The organism is Methylococcus capsulatus (assembly GCF_036864975.1).
GTDB lineage: Bacteria > Pseudomonadota > Gammaproteobacteria > Methylococcales > Methylococcaceae > Methylococcus.
In genome coordinates, this window is sequence record NZ_CP104311.1 from 1,181,951 (window position 1) to 1,200,594 (window position 18,644).

General features: G+C 63.7%; 16 protein-coding genes. 8 read left to right on the plus strand and 8 right to left on the minus strand.

The genetic code is table 11. The features are described 5' to 3' along the window. Nucleotides 1-89 precede the first annotated feature (89 nt). The 4 genes from apbC to N4J17_RS05835 are packed head-to-tail and all read left to right on the plus strand — an operon-like array spanning nucleotide 90 to nucleotide 4,967. On the plus strand, nucleotides 90-1,175 hold the full coding sequence (apbC, locus tag N4J17_RS05820) for an iron-sulfur cluster carrier protein ApbC (protein ID WP_198322121.1): 1,086 nt from the start codon (nucleotides 90-92) through the stop codon (nucleotides 1,173-1,175). A 10-nt stretch (nucleotides 1,176-1,185) separates the two neighbouring features. Continuing rightward, nucleotides 1,186-1,752, plus strand: coding sequence for a dCTP deaminase (gene dcd / locus N4J17_RS05825; protein ID WP_198322120.1), 567 nt, complete (start codon nucleotides 1,186-1,188; stop codon nucleotides 1,750-1,752). Nucleotides 1,753-1,779: 27 nt separating this feature from the next. Beyond that, the gene (gene hemL / locus N4J17_RS05830; RefSeq protein ID WP_198322119.1) at nucleotides 1,780-3,060 is read left to right on the plus strand and encodes a glutamate-1-semialdehyde 2,1-aminomutase; all 1,281 of its coding nucleotides are present in this window, start codon (nucleotides 1,780-1,782) and stop codon (nucleotides 3,058-3,060) included. Further along, on the plus strand, nucleotides 3,057-4,967 hold the full coding sequence (locus N4J17_RS05835; RefSeq protein WP_198322118.1) for a VTT domain-containing protein: 1,911 nt from the start codon (nucleotides 3,057-3,059) through the stop codon (nucleotides 4,965-4,967). Before hemL ends, N4J17_RS05835 begins: the two co-directional genes overlap by 4 nt. A gap of 11 nt (nucleotides 4,968-4,978) precedes the next feature. Here N4J17_RS05835 and rho read toward each other — a convergent pair whose 3' ends face one another. The 7 genes from rho to cyoE form a co-directional block, all read right to left on the minus strand. Next, entirely contained in the window at nucleotides 4,979-6,235 is a 1,257-nt protein-coding gene (gene rho / locus N4J17_RS05840; protein ID WP_198322117.1) for a transcription termination factor Rho, read from the minus strand. A 186-nt stretch (nucleotides 6,236-6,421) separates the two neighbouring features. After that, entirely contained in the window at nucleotides 6,422-6,751 is a 330-nt protein-coding gene (gene trxA / locus N4J17_RS05845) for a thioredoxin TrxA (protein ID WP_198322116.1), read from the minus strand. Nucleotides 6,752-6,914: 163 nt separating this feature from the next. Beyond that, entirely contained in the window at nucleotides 6,915-7,682 is a 768-nt protein-coding gene (locus N4J17_RS05850; RefSeq protein ID WP_198322115.1) for a lysophospholipid acyltransferase family protein, read from the minus strand. Beyond that, nucleotides 7,657-8,433, minus strand: coding sequence for a GNAT family N-acetyltransferase (locus N4J17_RS05855; RefSeq protein ID WP_198322114.1), 777 nt, complete (start codon nucleotides 8,431-8,433; stop codon nucleotides 7,657-7,659). Before N4J17_RS05855 ends, N4J17_RS05850 begins: the two co-directional genes overlap by 26 nt. Nucleotides 8,434-8,796: 363 nt before the next feature. Then, the gene (locus N4J17_RS05860) at nucleotides 8,797-9,609 is read right to left on the minus strand and encodes a general secretion pathway protein GspB (RefSeq protein WP_198322113.1); all 813 of its coding nucleotides are present in this window, start codon (nucleotides 9,607-9,609) and stop codon (nucleotides 8,797-8,799) included. 21 nt (nucleotides 9,610-9,630) lie between these two features. Beyond that, nucleotides 9,631-11,253: an ExeA family protein gene (locus N4J17_RS05865; RefSeq protein ID WP_198322112.1), complete on the minus strand. Its 1,623-nt coding sequence runs from the start codon at nucleotides 11,251-11,253 to the stop codon at nucleotides 9,631-9,633. Between the two features lie 163 nt (nucleotides 11,254-11,416). Further along, the gene (gene cyoE, locus N4J17_RS05870; protein WP_198322111.1) at nucleotides 11,417-12,313 is read right to left on the minus strand and encodes a heme o synthase; all 897 of its coding nucleotides are present in this window, start codon (nucleotides 12,311-12,313) and stop codon (nucleotides 11,417-11,419) included. Between the two features lie 79 nt (nucleotides 12,314-12,392). Here cyoE and N4J17_RS05875 point away from each other — a divergent pair, with 79 nt between their 5' ends. Genes N4J17_RS05875 through coaD form a run of 4 tightly spaced genes read left to right on the plus strand, consistent with a single transcriptional unit; the run spans nucleotide 12,393 to nucleotide 16,128 of the window. Next, the gene (locus tag N4J17_RS05875) at nucleotides 12,393-13,772 is read left to right on the plus strand and encodes a M16 family metallopeptidase (RefSeq protein ID WP_198322110.1); all 1,380 of its coding nucleotides are present in this window, start codon (nucleotides 12,393-12,395) and stop codon (nucleotides 13,770-13,772) included. Then, on the plus strand, nucleotides 13,762-15,087 hold the full coding sequence (locus tag N4J17_RS05880; RefSeq protein ID WP_198322109.1) for a M16 family metallopeptidase: 1,326 nt from the start codon (nucleotides 13,762-13,764) through the stop codon (nucleotides 15,085-15,087). The genes N4J17_RS05875 and N4J17_RS05880 overlap by 11 nt, the downstream gene beginning before the upstream one ends. Beyond that, nucleotides 15,077-15,643 (plus strand): 16S rRNA (guanine(966)-N(2))-methyltransferase RsmD, encoded by a 567-nt coding sequence (gene rsmD / locus N4J17_RS05885; RefSeq protein WP_198322108.1) that lies wholly within the window; start codon nucleotides 15,077-15,079, stop codon nucleotides 15,641-15,643. Before N4J17_RS05880 ends, rsmD begins: the two co-directional genes overlap by 11 nt. Then, on the plus strand, nucleotides 15,640-16,128 hold the full coding sequence (coaD, locus tag N4J17_RS05890; protein ID WP_198322107.1) for a pantetheine-phosphate adenylyltransferase: 489 nt from the start codon (nucleotides 15,640-15,642) through the stop codon (nucleotides 16,126-16,128). Before rsmD ends, coaD begins: the two co-directional genes overlap by 4 nt. Before the next feature lie 25 nt (nucleotides 16,129-16,153). On the opposite strand, the gene N4J17_RS05895 is transcribed toward coaD, so the two are convergent. After that, a complete protein-coding gene (locus N4J17_RS05895) occupies nucleotides 16,154-18,580 on the minus strand; it encodes a glycogen/starch/alpha-glucan phosphorylase (protein WP_232470290.1) in 2,427 nt (808 codons plus the stop codon). Nucleotides 18,581-18,644: the final 64 nt, after the last annotated feature.

Here is an 18,644-nt window from a genome sequence, read left to right on the forward strand (position 1 = left end):
CCGACCGGTGTTTCCCAGTCCTTCGGCACCGTTTGCGGGTAAACTACAGCGAACCCATACTGGAAATTTTTGGTCAGGAGCCATCGAGAATGAGCGTTACCCAGGCGGATGTCGAAGCCGCCCTGAAAAACTTCGTCGATCCCAATCTCGGCGTCGATTGGTTCGCCGCCAAGTCGGTGAAAAAGATGAGCGTGGACGGCGACCGCGTGAGCCTTAGCATCGCGCTGGGCTATCCCGCCGGTTCCTGCCGCGATGAACTGGCGCAGGCTGCGAAAGCCGCGATCCAGGCGGCGGTCGGCGCCGCCGAGGTCGAGATCGACATCGTCTCGGAAATCGTTTCCCATGCGGTACAGAAGGGCTTGAAGCCGATGCCGGGGGTGCGGAATATCATCGCCGTCGCCTCGGGCAAGGGCGGGGTGGGCAAGTCGACCACGGCGGTCAATCTGGCCTTGGCCCTGGCCGCTGAAGGCGCGCGGGTCGGTATTCTCGACGCCGACATCCACGGTCCCAGTCAGCCGCTGATGCTGGGGGTGTCCGGGCGGCCCGAAACCGAAGGCAGGAAAATCCGCCCTATCGTTGCGCACGGTCTCCAATCCATGTCCATCGGCTATCTGATCGACGAGGATACCCCGATGATCTGGCGCGGCCCGATGGTCGTCGGCGCCTTGCAGCAACTGTTGAACGATACCCTGTGGGAGGACCTCGATTACCTGATCGTTGACCTACCGCCCGGTACCGGCGACATTCAGCTCTCGCTGGCGCAGCAGATCCCGGTGTCCGGCGCGGTCATCGTCACCACCCCGCAGGACATCGCTTTGCTGGACGCGCAGAAGGGCCTCAAAATGTTCGAGAAGGTCAGCATCCCCGTCCTCGGCATCATCGAGAACATGAGCATCCATGTGTGCAGCCGCTGCGGACACGCCGAACCGATCTTCGGCGAGGGCGGCGGCGAGAAGATGGCGCATAAGTATGGTACCGAACTGCTCGGTCAGTTGCCGCTGAACCGCAGTATCCGCGAAGACGCCGACGGCGGCCGGCCGACCGTGATCGCGGCGCCGGACAGCGAGCCAGCCCGGATATACCGGAGCATCGCCCGCAAGGCCGCGGCACGGCTGGCGCTCAAGGCCAAGGACTACAGCGGCCGCTTCCCGACCATCACTGTAGTGAACAACTGACCGGATCGACATGGGCATCAAATCAGACCGCTGGATACGGAAGATGGCGCGGGAGCACGGCATGATCGAGCCGTTCGAGCCGCATCAGGTTCGGCACGGTGAATCCTCCGGTGTCATTTCCTACGGCACCTCGAGTTATGGCTACGACGTCCGCTGCTCCAACGAATTCAAGATATTCACCAACATCAACTCGGCCATCGTCGATCCCAAGAACTTCGACCAGAACAGTTTCGTCGACCTGGTTTCGGACGTGTGCATCATTCCGCCCAATTCGTTCGCGCTGGCCCGGACGGTGGAGTACTTCCGCATCCCCCGCGACGTGCTGACCATCTGCCTGGGCAAGTCGACCTATGCCCGCTGCGGCATCATCGTCAATGTCACGCCCCTGGAGCCGGAATGGGAGGGGCACGTGACCCTGGAGTTTTCCAATACCACACCCCTGCCGGCGAAGATTTATGCCAATGAAGGCGTTGCCCAGGTATTGTTCCTAGGCGCCGACGATGTCTGCGAAACCTCCTACCGGGACCGCAGCGGCAAATACCAGGGCCAGACCGGTGTCACTCTGCCCAAGGCTTGATTTCGACCTTTTCGGAGAACCCAGTTCATGCTCGATTCCACCACTCTTTTCGCCGATGCCTGCCGCTTCATCCCCGGCGGCGTGAACTCCCCGGTTCGCGCCTTCCGCGGCGTGGGGGGGACGCCAGTGTTCGTCGAACGCGCCGAAGGCCCTTATCTTTATGGCGTGGATGGCAAGGCCTATATCGACTACGTCGGGTCCTGGGGGGCTATGGTGCTCGGCCATGCCCACCCGGAGGTGCTGAAGGCAGTGCATGCCGCGGTCGATCGGGGCTTGAGCTACGGCGCGCCCACCGTGGCCGAAACCGCCATGGCCAAGACGGTCTGCGCACTGGTGCCGTCGCTGGACCGGGTGCGGATGGTCAGTTCCGGTACTGAGGCGACCATGAGCGCCATCCGGCTGGCTCGCGGCTGCACCGGTCGCGACAAGATCGTGAAATTCGAGGGCTGTTACCACGGCCATTCCGATTCGCTCCTGGTCAAAGCCGGTTCCGGCGCTCTCACCCTCGGCGTGCCCAGCTCGCCCGGTGTACCACCCAGCCTGGCGGAGCACACCCTGACCCTGCCTTACAACGATGCCGTCGCAGTGCGGGAGGTCTTCGCGCGTCACGGGGCCGAGATCGCCTGCATCATCGTCGAACCCGTGGCGGGCAACATGAACTGTGTGCCGCCGGTTCCGGGATTCCTGGAGACCCTGCGCGACGTTTGTGATGCAAGCGGCGCAGTATTGATTTTCGACGAGGTAATGACCGGCTTCCGGGTGGCGTTGGGGGGTGCGCAGGCGCATTACGGCGTATGTCCGGATCTGACCACACTGGGCAAAGTCATCGGGGGCGGCATGCCGGTCGGGGCTTTCGGCGGGCGGCTCGACATCATGGCGCAGCTCGCGCCGACGGGGCCGGTGTACCAGGCCGGCACGCTGTCGGGTAACCCCGTGGCCATGGCGGCCGGATCGAAGACCCTGGAGCTGATCTCGCAGCCGAAGTTTTTCGACGAGCTGGCGGAAAAGACCCGCCACTTAGCCGAAGGCTTGCGGGTCCGGGCGGAGCAGGCGGGGATTCCCCTGAGTGTCAACTGGGTCGGCGGCATGTTCGGCCTGTTCTTCACCGAACAGGAGGGCGTGAGGCGGTTCGACCAGGTCATGGCCTGTGACCAGGAGCGTTTCCGGCGGTTTTTCCATGGCATGCTGGAAGAGGGTGTCTACCTCGCGCCATCTGCTTTCGAGGCAGGTTTCGTGTCTGCGGCCCACGACTACGAGGTCCTGGACCGTACCCTCACCGCGGCCGAGCGGGTATTCGCCGGGCTTTGAGCCTGGAAGCCGTCCACCTGTGGGTTGACCAGCACCCGCATCTTGCCGGGCTGGCGGTGTTCGCCATCGTTCTGGCCGAATCGCTTGCGGTCGTCGGCCTGCTGCTGCCGGGCACAATCCTGATCTTTGCTTTCGGCACGCTGGTGGGTGGCGGTACGATGGATTTCGTTTCCACTTATGCCTGGGCATTGAGTGGTGCTCTCCTGGGGGATGGCGTCAGTTTCTGGCTGGGTTGGCGCCATCGCCAGCGGATCCGGACCACTTGGCCATTCAGCCGGTTCCCGGCCGTGCTGGAGCGTGGTGTCGGTTTCTTCCGCCGCTACGGCGGTCATAGCGTCCTGTTCGGCCGGTTCTTCGGCGCCGTGCGCGGCATCGTACCGCTGGTGGCCGGCATGGCCGGCATGCCGCCGGGCCGCTTCGTCGGCTACAGCGCCGTGGCGGCGGCCCTGTGGGTTCCACTGTTCCTGGCTCCTGGTGTCCTGTTCGGCGCATCGCTGGAACTGGCCTCGGGAACGACGGCCCGGCTGGTCGGCCTCGGGCTCGCACTCATCGCACTGCTCTGGTTCGCAGTGTGGGTGACGGTACGGGTTTATGCGATCCTTCAACCCAGAACTCGCGACCTGATCCTGCTGATGTTCCGCATCGCCAGGGACCATCGTCTGCTCGGTCGCATCACGCTGCCGTTGCTCGATTCCGAGCGGCGGGACTACGGAGGTCTGGCGCTGGTCGGCGGCCTCATCTTCGCGGTGGTTTTCGCCGGGGCACGGTTGCTCACGGTTCCGCCGCTACCCGTTTCGTTCGCCGCTTGGCGCACGCCGGCGGCGGATTATGGCTTCACGGTGCTGGAGTCGCTGGGGAGCCGCGACGCCCTGCTGCTCGAGCTCGGTGTCCTGGGGCTTTGGCTGGGTTACCAGCGTTCGTTCGTCGCCCTTGCCCATGGGGTGATTGCAGCGATCTTTGCGCTCTCGCTGGGCTGGATGGGAGACCACGTCTTTGCCTCCCCGCCGTTCGACCCCCATGTGTTGCGCGGATGCGTGGCATTTGGCTTTGTCGCGGTTCTTTTGGCGCCAGCATTCCGGAAGGTCGGGGGGCGGGTGGTGTACGCCGTGGCGGCGGCGCTGGTTGCGGCCTTGGGGTTTGCCCGCATTTACCTGGACCGCGGCGAATTACCTGCGGTGCTGTTCGCTCTGACGATCGGTCTGGCCTGGTTGATTCCGCTGGGAATCGCCTGCCGCAGGCATTGCGAAGCGAAAGCGTCGTCGCCGGCTGCTGCATCGCTGGTGACGGCCTGCCTGACGTTGGTGCTGGCCGTCGAAGCCATGCGGCACGGGCCGGCGGAATTCGTGCACGCCCCGCTCGTGCAGCGGATGACGACCGCCGAGTGGCTCGCGGACGGTTGGAGACGACTGCCGGCCTGCCGGCTGCAGCCGTTGGGGCGGCCGCATCAGCCTCTGCCGATTCAGTGGGCGAGCACTCTGGAAGCCATTCGGGAGAACCTCGGAAAGCTGGGCTGGCGCATGGCGACGCCGTTGTCCTGGCGGTCGGGACTGCAATGGTTCAATCCCCGAGCGAGACCGGAGGACTGGCCGGTACTGGCGCGTTTCAACGAGGAAAGCGAAGACACTTTGCGTATGTTACGACCCGAAAACGGCGGGCGCTGGATGGTGCTGCGGCTGTGGCCGAGCCGGTTCGTACTGGCGGAAAACGACATCCCGCTTTGGGTCGGCAGGATCGATCTGCTCGAAGCGGTCAACCGCTTCGGTTTTCTGGGCTATTTCCGGGAGGTGGGAGACTCGGACCGCATCGATGCCGCCGCGATCCTGACGCCGGAGCGCGTCCTGGATCTCATCGCCACCCCGGTGGTGCGGGATCCCGGATACCCTGCGGTTCTGATCCGGGATCGCTGAAAGCCAATGCCTTAGCGTTTCATCATGTCGAAGAATTCGCGGTTGGTCTTCGAATCCTTGAGCTTGCCCAGCAGGAACTCGTTGGCCGCCATTTCGTCCATGGGCTGCAGTATCTTACGCAGAATCCAACTTTTTTGCAGTTCGTCCGGATCGACGAGGTATTCTTCGCGACGTGTGCCCGAACGGTTGATGTTGATGGCGGGGTAGATGCGCCGCTCCGCGATCTTGCGTTCGAGGTGCAGTTCCATGTTGCCGGTGCCCTTGAATTCTTCGTAGATCACTTCATCCATACGCGATCCGGTATCGATCAGGGCGGTGGCAATGATGGTCAGGCTGCCACCTTCTTCGATGTTGCGGGCCGCGCCGAAGAAGCGCTTGGGGCGTTCCAGGGCATTGGCGTCGACGCCGCCGGTCAGCACTTTGCCCGAGGATGGCACCACGGTGTTGTAGGCGCGCGCCAGTCGGGTGATGGAATCCAGCAGGATGACCACGTCCCGCTTGTGTTCGACCAGGCGTTTGGCCTTTTCGATGACCATTTCGGCGACCTGCACATGGCGCGCGGGCGGCTCGTCGAAGGTGCTGGAGACGACCTCGCCCTTGACGCTGCGCTGCATCTCAGTGACTTCCTCCGGCCGTTCGTCGATGAGCAGCACGATCAGATAGCACTCGGGATTCTTCTCTGCGATGGAATGGGCGACGTTCTGCAGTATCATCGTCTTGCCCGCCTTTGGCGGCGATACGATCAGTCCGCGCTGGCCCTTGCCGATGGGGGCGACCAGGTCGATCACCCGGGCGGTCAGGTCTTCCGTGGTGCCGTTGCCCAGTTCCAGCACGAAACGCTGGACCGGGAACAGCGGTGTCAGGTTCGAGAACAGGATTTTGTGCTTGGCGTTTTCCGGCGGTTCGTAATTGATCTGCTCGACCTTGAGCATGGCGAAATAACGTTCGCTGTCCTTGGGCGGCCGTATCTTGCCGGAAATGGTGTCGCCGGTGCGCAGGCTGAAGCGCCGGATCTGGCTCGGCGAGACATAGATGTCATCGGGTCCGGCGAGGAAGGAGCTGTCCGGCGAGCGCAGGAATCCGAAGCCATCCTGCAAAATTTCCAGCACCCCGTCGCCATAGATGTCTTCGCCGCTTTTTGCCAGTTTCTTCAGGATGGAAAAGATCAGGTCCTGTTTGCGGGTTCGGGCGACGCCTTCGATGTCCAGGGATTCGGCGATTTCGATCAGTTCGGATACGGGCTTGCGCTTGAGGTCAGTGAGGTTCATGCGTTTCCATTAAGGAATTTATCGGGATATGGAAAAAGTCCGGGAGAATTGGCCAGGAAGGCCGTTGGACTTGGGGTCAGGGTTAATCCGGCAGAAAGCTGCCGGCTCAGGGGAAAAACGGGGCGCTCGATGCTTCGGACGAATAGGGCACTCGCTTCCGAGGAATGACGGCGAATGCCCGGGAGATTACAGATTACCTTCGAGGAAGGCCGCGAGCTGGGATTTGGTCAATGCGCCCACCTTGGTGGCGACCACTTCACCGCCCTTGAATACCATCAAGGTGGGAATGCCCCGTACACCGTAGCGCTGAGGGGTCGCCGGGTTGTCGTCGATGTTGAGCTTGGCCACGGTCAGGCGGCCTTCGTATTCGCCGGCGATTTCGTCAAGGATGGGCGCGATCATCTTGCACGGGCCGCACCATTCGGCCCAGTAGTCCACCAGCACCGGTCCGGGTGCCTTGAGGACTTTGTCTTCGAATTCAGCGTCGGTCACGTGAAGGATTTTGTCACTGCTCACTTGGGCGGCTCCTCGTAGGTGATCACCGGCCCGCTCCCTGGACTAAAGGCGTGCCTGCAGCGGGCTGTGATTGCGTAGATGGCTGGCATTTTCGGGCCAAAACGTCATGGATGCAAGCCCTCTTCGAGACGCCGGGGGGCCGGGAATCGGCCAGGACGTGGATTCAGGCGACCTGCCGCCGCGCTTCGCCTTTCCCCAGACACCCGACGACGGTTTGACGGGCCGCGTGGGCCAGTTCGTCGCGGTTGAGGTGGTCGCTCTCGATGGCGGCGCCGAAACTCAGTTCGGCCACGGTTCGTGGAACCCGCAGCATCTGCAGCAGATGTGGAAGAAACGATGCATCGCCGACGAACGGGGCAATCTTGGCGGCCTCGCCCCGATAAGCCAGTGCGACCGGCTGCACTGCCACGCCGGCGCGCTTTGCCGGCTGGAACAGGCGGGGATGGAACCGCAGCACGGTCTCTCCGCTGGAGCTGGTGCCTTCCGGGAACAGCAGCAGGGTGCGTTTCTGGCGCAGCAGCCAGGTCATCCGCTCACCGAGCCGCTGGGTATCTTCACGGTCGCCCCGTCGCAGGAACAGGGTGCCGGTGCGGCTGGCGAGGAAGCCGAACACCGGCCAGCCGGCGACATCCTGCTTGGAAATGAAGGTCAGCGGAGCCTGGGCGCCGATGACGACGACGTCCAGCCAGGAAATGTGGTTGGCGACCCATAGCGGTGCGTTCGGGTTCCACCGGCCCCGCCGTTCGACCTGCACGCCGAGGATGAGCAGGAAGCCGCGGAACCAGGCCATCTGCACCTTGTCTCGCAGGCACTGGGCGCGGCTTTCCCCCAGGATGCGCAGCGGGGGGAACAGCAGCACCACGGCCGCCATGCCAGCCACGCAGACGGCCGCCACCAGGAGGGCCCTATAAGCCTGTCTGAAGTGCGGCATTCCGCTCGCCTCCGACGAAGTGGCGTTCATAGCGCCCTTGCAGGCGTTCCATCTTCAGCAGGACGAAGACGTCCATGACGTCGAAATCCTCGTCCCAGCAGGGTTCGCCGAAAATCCAGGCACCCAGTCGCAGATAAGCTTGCAGCAAGGGGGGGACGCCGCTTTCGTCGCGTTGGCAGCGCTTCCAGGCGGGGACCGGATGGTGGGGCCGGACACCCAGCTCCGTGGGTCCGAGCCGCTCTTCGCCGATGTTGCGGTAGACCGCGTCCACCGCAAAACCGCTCGGCCCCGGTGGGATGCTGGCGCAGCCCATCAGGTGGTCGAAGCCCCCTTGTGTGACATATTCCGACAGGGCGCCCCACAGGCAGGCGATGACGGCGCCGCCGCGGTAGTTCGGGTCTACGCAGGTGCGGCCGACCTCGAGGAATCTTCCTTTCAGGGCGAGAACGCCGGACAGGCTGAATTCGCCTTCCGAATAGAAGCGGCCCAGCCGTTTGGCCTGGCTGTCGCTCAGCAGACGGGTGCTGCCGATGACGCGGTGCTCGCGATTGTCCACGACCACCAGGTGGTCGCAATAGGCGTCGAATTCGTCGATGTCGAGACCGTCGACGGGCGTGTGCAGGCGCGCCCCCATTTCCTCGGCGAAGACGCGGTAGCGCAGTTTCTGTGCAGCAACGATCGTCGCCTCGTCTCTCGCGACGAATGCCGTGAGCCGGCCCGGCCGACTCGTGCGTGATTCCGGTGCTCCCAACGTAGATCTCCCGCGAACTTGATAAAGACGTTCGGCAGAAGATACGGAGCGGAATTGACAGATTGGCTAAGAGTCGGTGACGTTTGGATGAAAACCGGCATTTTCGGTCAGGTCAGCAGGCGTCATCCTTCTGGACAGTCCTCCACAACCTCTTCTACCATCCAGCCGGGGATTGGTTCTGTAAGCCCCGCAAACCGCCAACCCATTCGGAGGGTCCACTCATGTTTGGCATGCGTCTTTTGGCCACGGTGTTCGAAGGGCTGATCGCTGGTTTCAGCCTGGCTTTGGGGTGGCTTGCGGCCATGATGCTGGTGGCCGCATTCGTCGCCTGAATCGTTTCCGGCTGCGGTGCGTGCAGCGGCATCAGGGGCGTTCCAAGCGGAAGCGCTGACCCTCGAAGACCAGGGTCAGGCTGTCCTCGTCCACGCTTTCCAGACGCACCCCTTCGGCGACGGTATCGCCTGCCGAACGCCGCTTCATGTTGATGACGGCGAAGCGCTCATCGGGGTGTGAACCGTAGGCGAACAGGTTGATCTTGAGCTGAGGAAGCCGGCTCTGAAATGACGGTGGCATTTCGCTGAGCAAGGGAACCGCATTTCGCCGCGGTGTGGGCGTGGCAGGCATTGGTGCTTTCTGCACAGGCTCATCGGTTTCCGGCTCGTCGTCCACTTCGGCCGTATCGTCGTCGGTTTCCCCCGTCATTGTTTCGTCTTTGGAGTCCTCGTCCGCTGCCTCTGCGGCCTCGGTTGCCGGTCGCTTGCCTGCGGCGGCCGGGGCCGCGGCGGGCGGTGGCATGGCCGGCCTGGCCGCCGGAGCGGCTAGGCGCGGATGGGGTCCTCCGGGGGGCGCGTCGGCACCGCCGAACCGCCGGGCGAACGGTGGCGCCGTCGCCGCGGGCGGCTGCCGGGCGGTCGCAGCTCGTGGAGGATTTTCCTGGGCCGGAGCTGGCGGCGACTGGTCTGTCGTGGCCTGGGGCTGCGTGGGGGTGCCCGAGGTCAGCCCCAGAAAATAGCCCAACGCCGCCACGTTGGCCACGGCTACCACGCCCAGGACCCACGGCAGCCAGGGGTGTCTTCCCGCCGGTTCCGGTGAGAAGATCACGCTGTCCAGCGAGGCGGGTTGGCTGAGTTTTCGTTCCCGCTCCGATTTGCGGAGCGCATCGAGGATATAGGACATCGATCTAACCGGGCGAAGGGGTCATTCCAGGTGCGGCGCGTCGGCACGCTTGGTTTCGTTGAGCAGACGGATGAAAGTATGCGGTCCGACGGTACCATCGACAATCAGGCCATGCTGTTTCTGAAAGGCCGCCACCTGGGCTTTCAGTGCTTCGTCGAAGCGTTGCGGGTCGGCGGGTTTGTTCGTCGCGGGGAAATGCTGGCGCAGCCATTTGACTGCGGGTGAGGACTGTCCCGGCCTGACTAGGGTGACATCCGCCACCGGCGGACGCCACAGCAGTGTGAACCTGCCTTCCCAGAACGGCAGGTTTTCCGTCAGCGGCAGGGTCGCGGGCTCACCGCCGAATTCCACGGTCACCAGACCTCCGGCGATGCCGGTCAGCGTGCCATAGCGCTTTTCCCCTCCGGGCAGGGTGAATTCCAGCACCGCCGGGTGGTTCAGCGAGCGCAGGCCCGGCCAGCCGGAATCCTCCCTGAGACAGCGCAGACCCTGACGCTCGGCCTTGGCGCACGGCTGGCCGGCGTCTGCTTCGATGTTCCAGAGTGCGAACATCCGGCCAAAGGCCGCGGCTTCGTCCACGCCTTTCGATTTCAGTAAGTCTTCGAACCGGGCGCGGCCGGTTGCTGCGGCCGGTGCCATCGGTTTCTGCGCGGCGGCATCGAGTGCGTCCGGCGCTGCCATTGGTGAGGTGGCGGGTATGGCCGGCGCTTCCGGGGTGGACGATACGGTCTTGCCGCCGGGCGTGCGGCCGATGAGCACGACCCCCATAGCGCCCAGGGCGACGATGACCGCAACGCCCACGAGCAGCTGCCGCCAGAAGCGGGGAAGCGGATTCTCCGGCAGGACTTCGCGGGCCGCGCGCCGGACCGTGGCACGGTCCGCCTGGAACTTGCCCTGAGCGTAGGTGCCCAGCAATGCCCGGTCGCAGATGATGTTGATCAGACGCGGAATTCCCCCGGACAGCCGGTGAACCGCCGCCAGCGCCGCCGGTGTGAACAGCGGTGCCGGGCAGCCGCAGACCGTGAGCCGGTGTCGGATATAGTCGACGGTTTCGGCGCGGGTGAGCGGCGTCAGATGGTAGCGCGCAGTGATACGCTGAGCGAGCTGCCGCAGCTGCTTCTGTTCCAGCAACCGGGTCAGTTCCGGCTGGCCGATCAGGATGATTTGGAGGAGCTTGTGCTCACTGGTTTCGAGATTGGTCAGGAGACGAATCTGCTCCAGCACGTCGAAGCTGAGATTCTGCGCCTCGTCGATCACCAGCACCGTCCGCCGTCCCTTGGCATGGGCGGCGAGCAGATGCTCGTTCAGGGCATCGATCAGGGTTTTGAGACTGGCGCCTGCCGGCGGATAGCCGATGTGCAGCTCGTCGCAGACGGAGGCAAGCAGTTCGACGGCATCGAGGCGGGGGTTCAGGATCAGGGCGACGTCGACGTTTTCCGGCAACTGCTCGATCAGGCAACGGCACAGCGTAGTCTTGCCGGTACCGACTTCGCCGGTGAGTGCGACGAAGCCGCCGCCCTCCTCTTTGATCCCGTAAATGAGATGGGCCAAGGCCTCGCGGTGTTTGGCGCTGGGGTAGAGGAACCGGGGGTTCGGCGCGATCGAAAACGGCGCGTCGGTGAGCCGGAAGAATTGGGTGTACATCGTTTCTCGACCGGGGAGAATCCGGCAATGGTAATCCGAATCCTGGGAACATGGGCAACCATGGCAGAAACCCGAAAAACGGGCGCTCGGGGTAAGGCGCCGCGAACCGCCGATGCCTGCCGTCGGCAGTGCCGCATCCACGGCCGGCAGGCAAGTCGACCGTTCACAGTGCGATGTAATGATCCACTAGCAGTGCCGTGAATATGCCGACCAGATAGACCAGCGAATAGGCGAAGGTCTGCATCGCGAGGCGGGGATCGGCCCTGCGCTTTAAGCGGAGGGCGTAGTAGACGAAGATGCCACCAAGGATCAAGGCGGCGACGAGGTAGACTTCCCCGCTCATGCCGGTGACATAAGGCATGAGGCCGGCCAGGAACAGCAGGATGGTGTAAAGCAGAATGTGGAGCTGGGTGAAGGCGATACCGTGAGTTACCGGCAGCATCGGGATGTCGGCCTTGGCGTAGTCGTCGCGCTTGGCGATGGCGTAGGCCCAGAAATGCGGCGGTGTCCAGACGAAGATCAACAAGAACAGCAGCAGGGCGTAGGGATGCACCGATCCGGTGATGGCGCACCAGCCCAGTACCGGCGGCGCGGCCCCGGCGGCGCCGCCGATCACGATGTTCTGTGGGGTGGCCCGCTTCAGATAGACGGTGTAAATGACTGCATAGCCGATCAGGGACAGGAAGGTGAGGAAGGCGGTCAGCGCGTTCACGAAGGCGAACAGTATCGCCATGGCGAGGATGCCCAGCACCAGTGCGAAAGCGACGACCTGGGCCGGGCGGATGTCGCCGGCGGGCAACGGACGGTTCTGGGTCCGGGCCATCTCGGCGTCGGCGTGGCGGTCGAGGAAATGGTTGAGCGCCGCCGCCGAGGCTGCGGCGAAGCCGATGCCGAGTGCGGCCCAGAAGGCGGTGTCCAGTGGCGGCACGCCCGGCACGGCGAGGAACATGCCGATGATGGCGGTGAACACGATATGGCCCACCACTTTCAGCTTGCACAGAGCCAGATAGGTACGCCAGGAGATGCCGCCAGCCGGTTTGGCGCTGGAATTCGTCGTCATCGCTCAACAATCGGTTGGGTTAAAATGCCCCGGCTTCACGACGGCCACGCCGGCCGCTTCATCAACGGAGTTCAGTTCAATGTCGATCCCGAGACTCGGATTTCTGCTCATGGCGCTGCCTCTGGCGGTGCCGGCGGCACCGCCCCAGGTGCATGAATTCACCCTGGCCAATGGCCTGAAGGTGCTCGTTCAGGAGGACCACCGCGCGCCGGTCGCCGTGTCGCAGGTCTGGTACAAGGTCGGATCGAGCTACGAATACGGCGGTATCACCGGCGTGTCGCACATGCTCGAACACATGATGTTCAAGGGCACGAAGAAGCATCCGCCGGGGGAGTTTTCCCGCATTATCGCAGCAAACGGGGGGAGTGAAAACGCCTTCACCGGGCAGGACTATACGGCCTATTTCCAAACCCTGGAGCGGAGCCGCTTGCCGGTGAGTCTGGAGCTAGAGGCGGATCGCATGCGCAATCTCAGGCTGTTGCAGGACGAATTCGTCAAGGAGCAGCAGGTGGTGATCGAGGAACGGCGCCTGCGCACCGAAGACCAGCCCCAGGCACGGATGGAAGAGCATTTCCAAGCGGTCGCTTTCACCAACAGCCCTTATCGCAATCCGGTGATCGGCTGGCCCGAGGACGTGGCCGGCCTCTCGCTGGACGATCTGAGCACCTGGTACCAGCACTGGTATGCGCCCAACAATGCCACGCTGGTGGTGGTAGGCGACGTCGATCCCAAAGGGGTGTTCGAGCAGGCGAACAAGTACTTTGGTCCGCTCAAGCCTGCCAAGCTCCCGGAACTCAAGCCACAGGGCGAGGTGCCACAGCTCGGCTTGCGGCGGATGGTGGTCAAGGTGCCGGCGAAGCTGCCGCACCTGGAACTGGGCTATAAGGTCCCATCGCTCAAGACCGCTGGAGCGGAATGGGAAGCCTACGCCCTGGAAGTGGCAGCCGGCATTCTCGACGGCGGCAACAGCGCGCGCTTGACCAGCCGCCTGGTCCGCGGGCAGCAGATCGCGGCGGGCGTCGGAGCCGGCTACGATCTTTATGCCCGGCTGTCGCCGCTGTTCACCCTTGAAGGGACACCGGCGCAGGGGAAGACCGTGACGGAGCTGGAAGCGGCTTTGCGGGAAGAAATCCGCCGGCTGCGCGAGGAGCCGGTCGCCGAAGACGAGCTGGCCCGGGTCAAGGCCCAGGTGCTGGCGAGCAACGTGTATCAGAGGGATTCGGTGTTCTATCAGGCGATGCAGCTTGGCATGGCCGAGACGGTGGGTCTGGGGTGGCGCAAAGTGGAGGAATACGTGGATAAGATCAATGCCGTGACGGCCGAGCAGGTACGTGAAGTGGCCCGGAAATACCTGATCGACGACGGGCTCACCATCGCCCATCTCGAACCACAGCCGATCCCGGAAGGGGTGAAGATCCAGGAAGGTGCCGAAGGCATGGGAGGCGGCCATGTCCGTTAAGCGCTTCGCCCTCGTTCTCTTGTTCGTCCTGCTGCCGCTGCGGGCCGTTTTCGCCTTGCCGGAAATCCAGACCTGGACTACGGCCAACGGGGCCAGGGTGTATTTCGCCCGGACTCAGGGCCTGCCGCTGTTGGACGTCCGCGTGGTGTTCGACGCCGGCAGTGCCCGCGACGGTGAGCAATTCGGCCTGGCCGCGTTGACCTCCGCGATGCTGGACACAGGGGCGGGCGACTGGAATGCCGATGTCATCGCCCAGCGTCTGGACGGCGTCGGTGCGGTACTGGGCACCGGGATATCCCGGGACAATGCCTCGCTCTCGCTGCGCAGCCTGACCCAGCCGAACCTGCTGGAGCCGGCGCTGGAGACTGCCAAGGTCATTCTCGCCCGACCCCGCTTCGCCGTGGAAGACTTCGAACGGGAAAAGAACCGTGTGCTGCTGGCGCTGAAACAGCGCGAGGAGTCACCCGCCGACCTGGCTGGTATCGCCTTCTTCGAGGCGATGTACGGCGATCACCCGTATGCCCACCCCAAGGACGGCCATATCGCCACCGTGGAGAAGCTCACCCGGGACGACCTCGAAGCCTTCTACCGCAAGTTCTACGTGGCCCGGAACGCAGTGGTGGTGCTGGTCGGGGACATCGAGAGGGCGCAGGCGGAAAAGATCGCCGACGAGCTGGTGTCGGGCCTGCCGCCGGGCGAGGCAGCCGCCCCTCTGCCGCCGGTGCCCATGGACCAGCCGGCGCGGACCCTCAGGCGCGTCTTCCCTTCCGAGCAGACCCACGTGTATTCGGGCCAGCCCGGCATGCGCATCAACGATCCGGACTATTTTCCGTTGTACGTGGGTAACCACATCCTCGGTGGCAGCGGCTTGGTGTCGCGGATCAGCGAGGAGGTGCGGGAGAAGCGCGGGCTGTCCTACAGTGCCCACAGCCACTTCTATCCGTTACGGGTCGAAGGGCCGTTTCTGATGGGGTTGCAGACCCGCAACGAGAAGGCCGACGAGGCGTTGGAGGTCCTCCTGCAGACCCTCACGGACTTCATCGACAAAGGGCCGAGCGACAAGGAACTGGAGGCGGCCAAAAAGAACATCGTCGGCGGTTTCGTGCTGCGGCTCGACAGCAACCAGAAGCTGGTCGAGCAGATCGCCTCCATGGCGTTCTACGGTCTGCCGCTCGACTACCTGGCGACTTACATTCCCAAAATCGAGGCCGTGACGCGGGACGAGGTCCGCCGGGTCTGGCAGGCACGCATCCATCCTGACCGCCTGCAGACGGTACTGGTGGGCGCGAGCTCCTCCGCCAAAAGTGCGCAATGAGCTGCGCATCATCGGCGGGCGGTGGCGCAGCCGCCGGATCCGGTTCGCGCCGGAGCCCGGCCTGCGCCCCACTCCCGCCCGGGTGCGGGAAACCGTCTTCAACTGGTTGCAACACCACGTGGCCGGCGCGGTCTGCCTCGATCTTTACGCCGGCAGCGGGGCGCTGGGTTTCGAGGCGGCCTCGCGGGGCGCGGCCCGCGTCGTCCAGGTCGAGCGCAATCCCAAGGTCTGCGCGGTTTTGAAACAATCCTGTGCGATGCTGGATGCAGGGCATATCAACGTGGTGTGCGCCCAAGCTTTGAAATTCCTCTCAGGCCAACCGGAGACATTCGACCTGGTCTTCCTCGACCCGCCTTTTCGCACCGGCCAGGTCGGTCCGTGCTGTCGGAGACTGGAGGATGGCGGCTGGCTGAAGCCATGCGCCCGGATTTATGTGGAATCCGAGGCGGGAGCCGCGCCCGAAGGAATCCCGGCCAACTGGACGCTGCTGCGGGAGAAAGCCAGCGGCGATGTCGCCTACCGTCTGTATCAGCGTCTCGAGGAGTCCCGCGTTTGAACGTCACGGCCATCTACCCCGGTACTTTCGATCCCATCACCCTGGGGCATGTGGACCTGGTATGCCGCGCCAGCCGCATCTTCGACCGCATCATCCTGGCGGTGGCCGAGAGCAAGGCCAAGACCCCTCTGTTCGATTTCACAGAGCGCCTGAAGCTGGTCAGGGAAGCCGTTGCCGGGATGTCCAACGTCGAGGTGGTGGGTTTCAATTCGCTGCTGGTCGACTGTGCCCGGACCCATGGGGCCACCGTCATCCTGCGCGGTCTGCGCGCCGTGTCCGATTTCGAGTTTGAATTCCAGATGGCGGGCATGAACCGTTCGCTGGGCCCGGAGATCGAAACGATCTTCCTCACCCCCGGTGAAAGCTACGCTTTCCTCTCCTCCTCGGTCATCCGGGAGATCGCCAAGTTCGGCGGCGACGTTTCGGCCTTCGTCCCGGGGCATGTCAGAGCGGCGCTGATGCGCAAGTTCGCCGGTCCCGGCTGAATCGGCTGCTCCTCCTCTGCTTTTTTCAGGCTTCGGGTGCAAACGGCTTCAGTTTCCATATGTTATCCGCGTACTCCCGTACCGCCCGGTCCGAGGAGAACTTGCCCATGCGGGCGACGTTGAGGATGGACATGCGCGTCCAGTGGTGGCGGTCGCGGTAGGCATGATCCACTTCCTGCTGGCAGTTGACGTAAGGCCGGTAGTCTGCCATCAGCAGGTAATCGTCCCGTTCCAGCAGGTGTGCGGTGATCGGCCGGAACAGATCCCTGTCGCCGTGTGAGAACAACCCGCTGTCGATCAATTCGATGACCCCACGCAGTTCCGGATCGCCGTGGCAGTAATCGCCGGGATTGTAGCCGCCGGCCCTGAGACGGGCTGCCTGCTCGCAGGTCAGGCCGAACAGGAAGAAATTCTCCGCCCCCACCTCTTCGCGGATTTCGACGTTGGCGCCGTCCAGTGTGCCGATGGTCAGCGCGCCGTTCAGCGACAGCTTCATGTTGCCGGTGCCCGAGGCCTCCTTGCCGGCGGTGGAGATCTGCTCGGACAGGTCGGCTGCCGGGTAGATGTTCTGTGCATGCTTGACGTTGTAGTCCGGCAGGAACACGACCTTGATGAGATCGCGCACGGCCGGGTCCTGGTTCACGGTCTCGGCGACGGAGTTGATCAGCTTGATGATCAGCTTGGCCATGAAGTAGCCGGGTGCGGCTTTGCCGCCGAACAGGAAGGTCCGTGGCGTGATCTGCAGCCTGGGGTCGTGTTTGATGCGCTGGTACAGAGTGATGATGTGCAGCACGTTCAGGTGCTGGCGTTTGTATTCGTGGATGCGCTTGACCTGAATGTCGAACAGGGAGCTTGGGTCGACCACGACACCCGTGCGGTCGCGGATGATTCTGGCCAGCCGGGTCTTGTTTTCCAGCTTGACCCGCATCCAGTCCTGCTGGAACCCCACATCGCCGGCGAAAGCCTCCAGCTCCCTGAGCCGGTCCAGGTTCGACAGCCAACTGTCGCCGATACGACCGTCGATCAGCCGGGTCAGGCCGGGATTGCTCAGTCCCAGGAAGCGCCGCGGCGTGACGCCGTTGGTCACGTTCTGGAAACGCTTCGGGTCGAGGTCGTGGAAGTCCGGGAACAGCTGGGTCTTCACCAGTTCGGAGTGCAATGCGGCGACGCCGTTGACGGTGTGGCTCCCGACCATCGCGAGGTTGGCCATGCGCACGTATTTCTCGCCGCTTTCATCGATGATCGACAGCCGTGCGATCTTGCCCTCGTCCCCTGGGAAACGGGTGCGGACCTCGTCGAGGAAGCGGCGGTTGATCTCGTAGATGATTTCCAGATGCCGGGGCAGCACCGAGCCGAACAGTGGCAGCGGCCATTTTTCCAGGGCCTCCGGCATAAGCGTGTGATTGGTGTAGGAGAATGTCCTGCGGGTGATGTCCCAGGCCCGCTCCCACGGCATGGCATATTTGTCCACCAATTGCCGCATCAGCTCCGCCACGGCGATGGCTGGGTGGGTGTCGTTGAGCTGGACACAGAACATCTCGTGGAAGCGCTCCAGCGTCGAGCCCCGCCGCAGGCACAGGCGGATCATATCCTTGATCGAGCAGGCGACGAAGAAATACTGCTGCTCCAGCCGCAGGCGCTTGCCTTCGAGCTGCTCATCGTTGGGGTAAAGGACTTTGGAGATGTTCTCGGAAAAGACTTTCTCCTCCACCGCGCCGTAATAGTCGCCCCGGTTGAAGTCGGCGAAGTCGAACGACTGGGCCGCTTCCGCGCTCCACAGCCGGAGCAGGACGCAGGAGTCGGAGAGATAGCCGACGATCGGCGTATCGTAGGGCACGCCGACCACCACGCGGTCCGGTATCCAGCGTACCCGGAAGGCGCCGTGCTCGTCGGTATAGGTCTCGGTATGTCCGCCGATCTTCACGACCTGGGCGAAGTTCGGCCGCTTGATTTCCCAGATGTTGCCGGGCAGCAGCCACTTGTCGGTGACCTCCACCTGCCATCCGTCCTTGATGGACTGGTCGAAGATACCGAATTCGTAACGTATGCCATAGCCCGTCGCCGGATAGCACAGCGTCGCCAGGGAGTCCAGGTAACAGGCCGCGAGTCGCCCCAGACCGCCGTTGCCAAGGCCCGGTTCCTCCTCCAGCCCGATGTACAGGTCGAGATCCTGTCCCGCCAGCGCCTTGCGGGCGTTGTCGGTGATGCCGAGATTGAGCAGGCTGTTGCCCAGATGCGGACCAGGCAGGAATTCCGCCGACAGGTACGCGACCTGGCGCACGTCGGGGGCGTTTCGCTTTTCGAACTGGCGGACCCAGCGGTGCATGATGCGGTCGCGCACCGAAAATGCGATGGCCTGATACCAGTCCTCCGGCGTGGCTATTTCCGCCGGACGCCCCACCGCGAAGTTGAGATTGTCAGCGAAGGCGGCCTTTAGAATCTCCGGACTCATGCCGGTGCGGGTGTGCTATGGCATGTCGGGCGCCGGTGCGGTCTTTTTCTGGTCGGATGTCTTG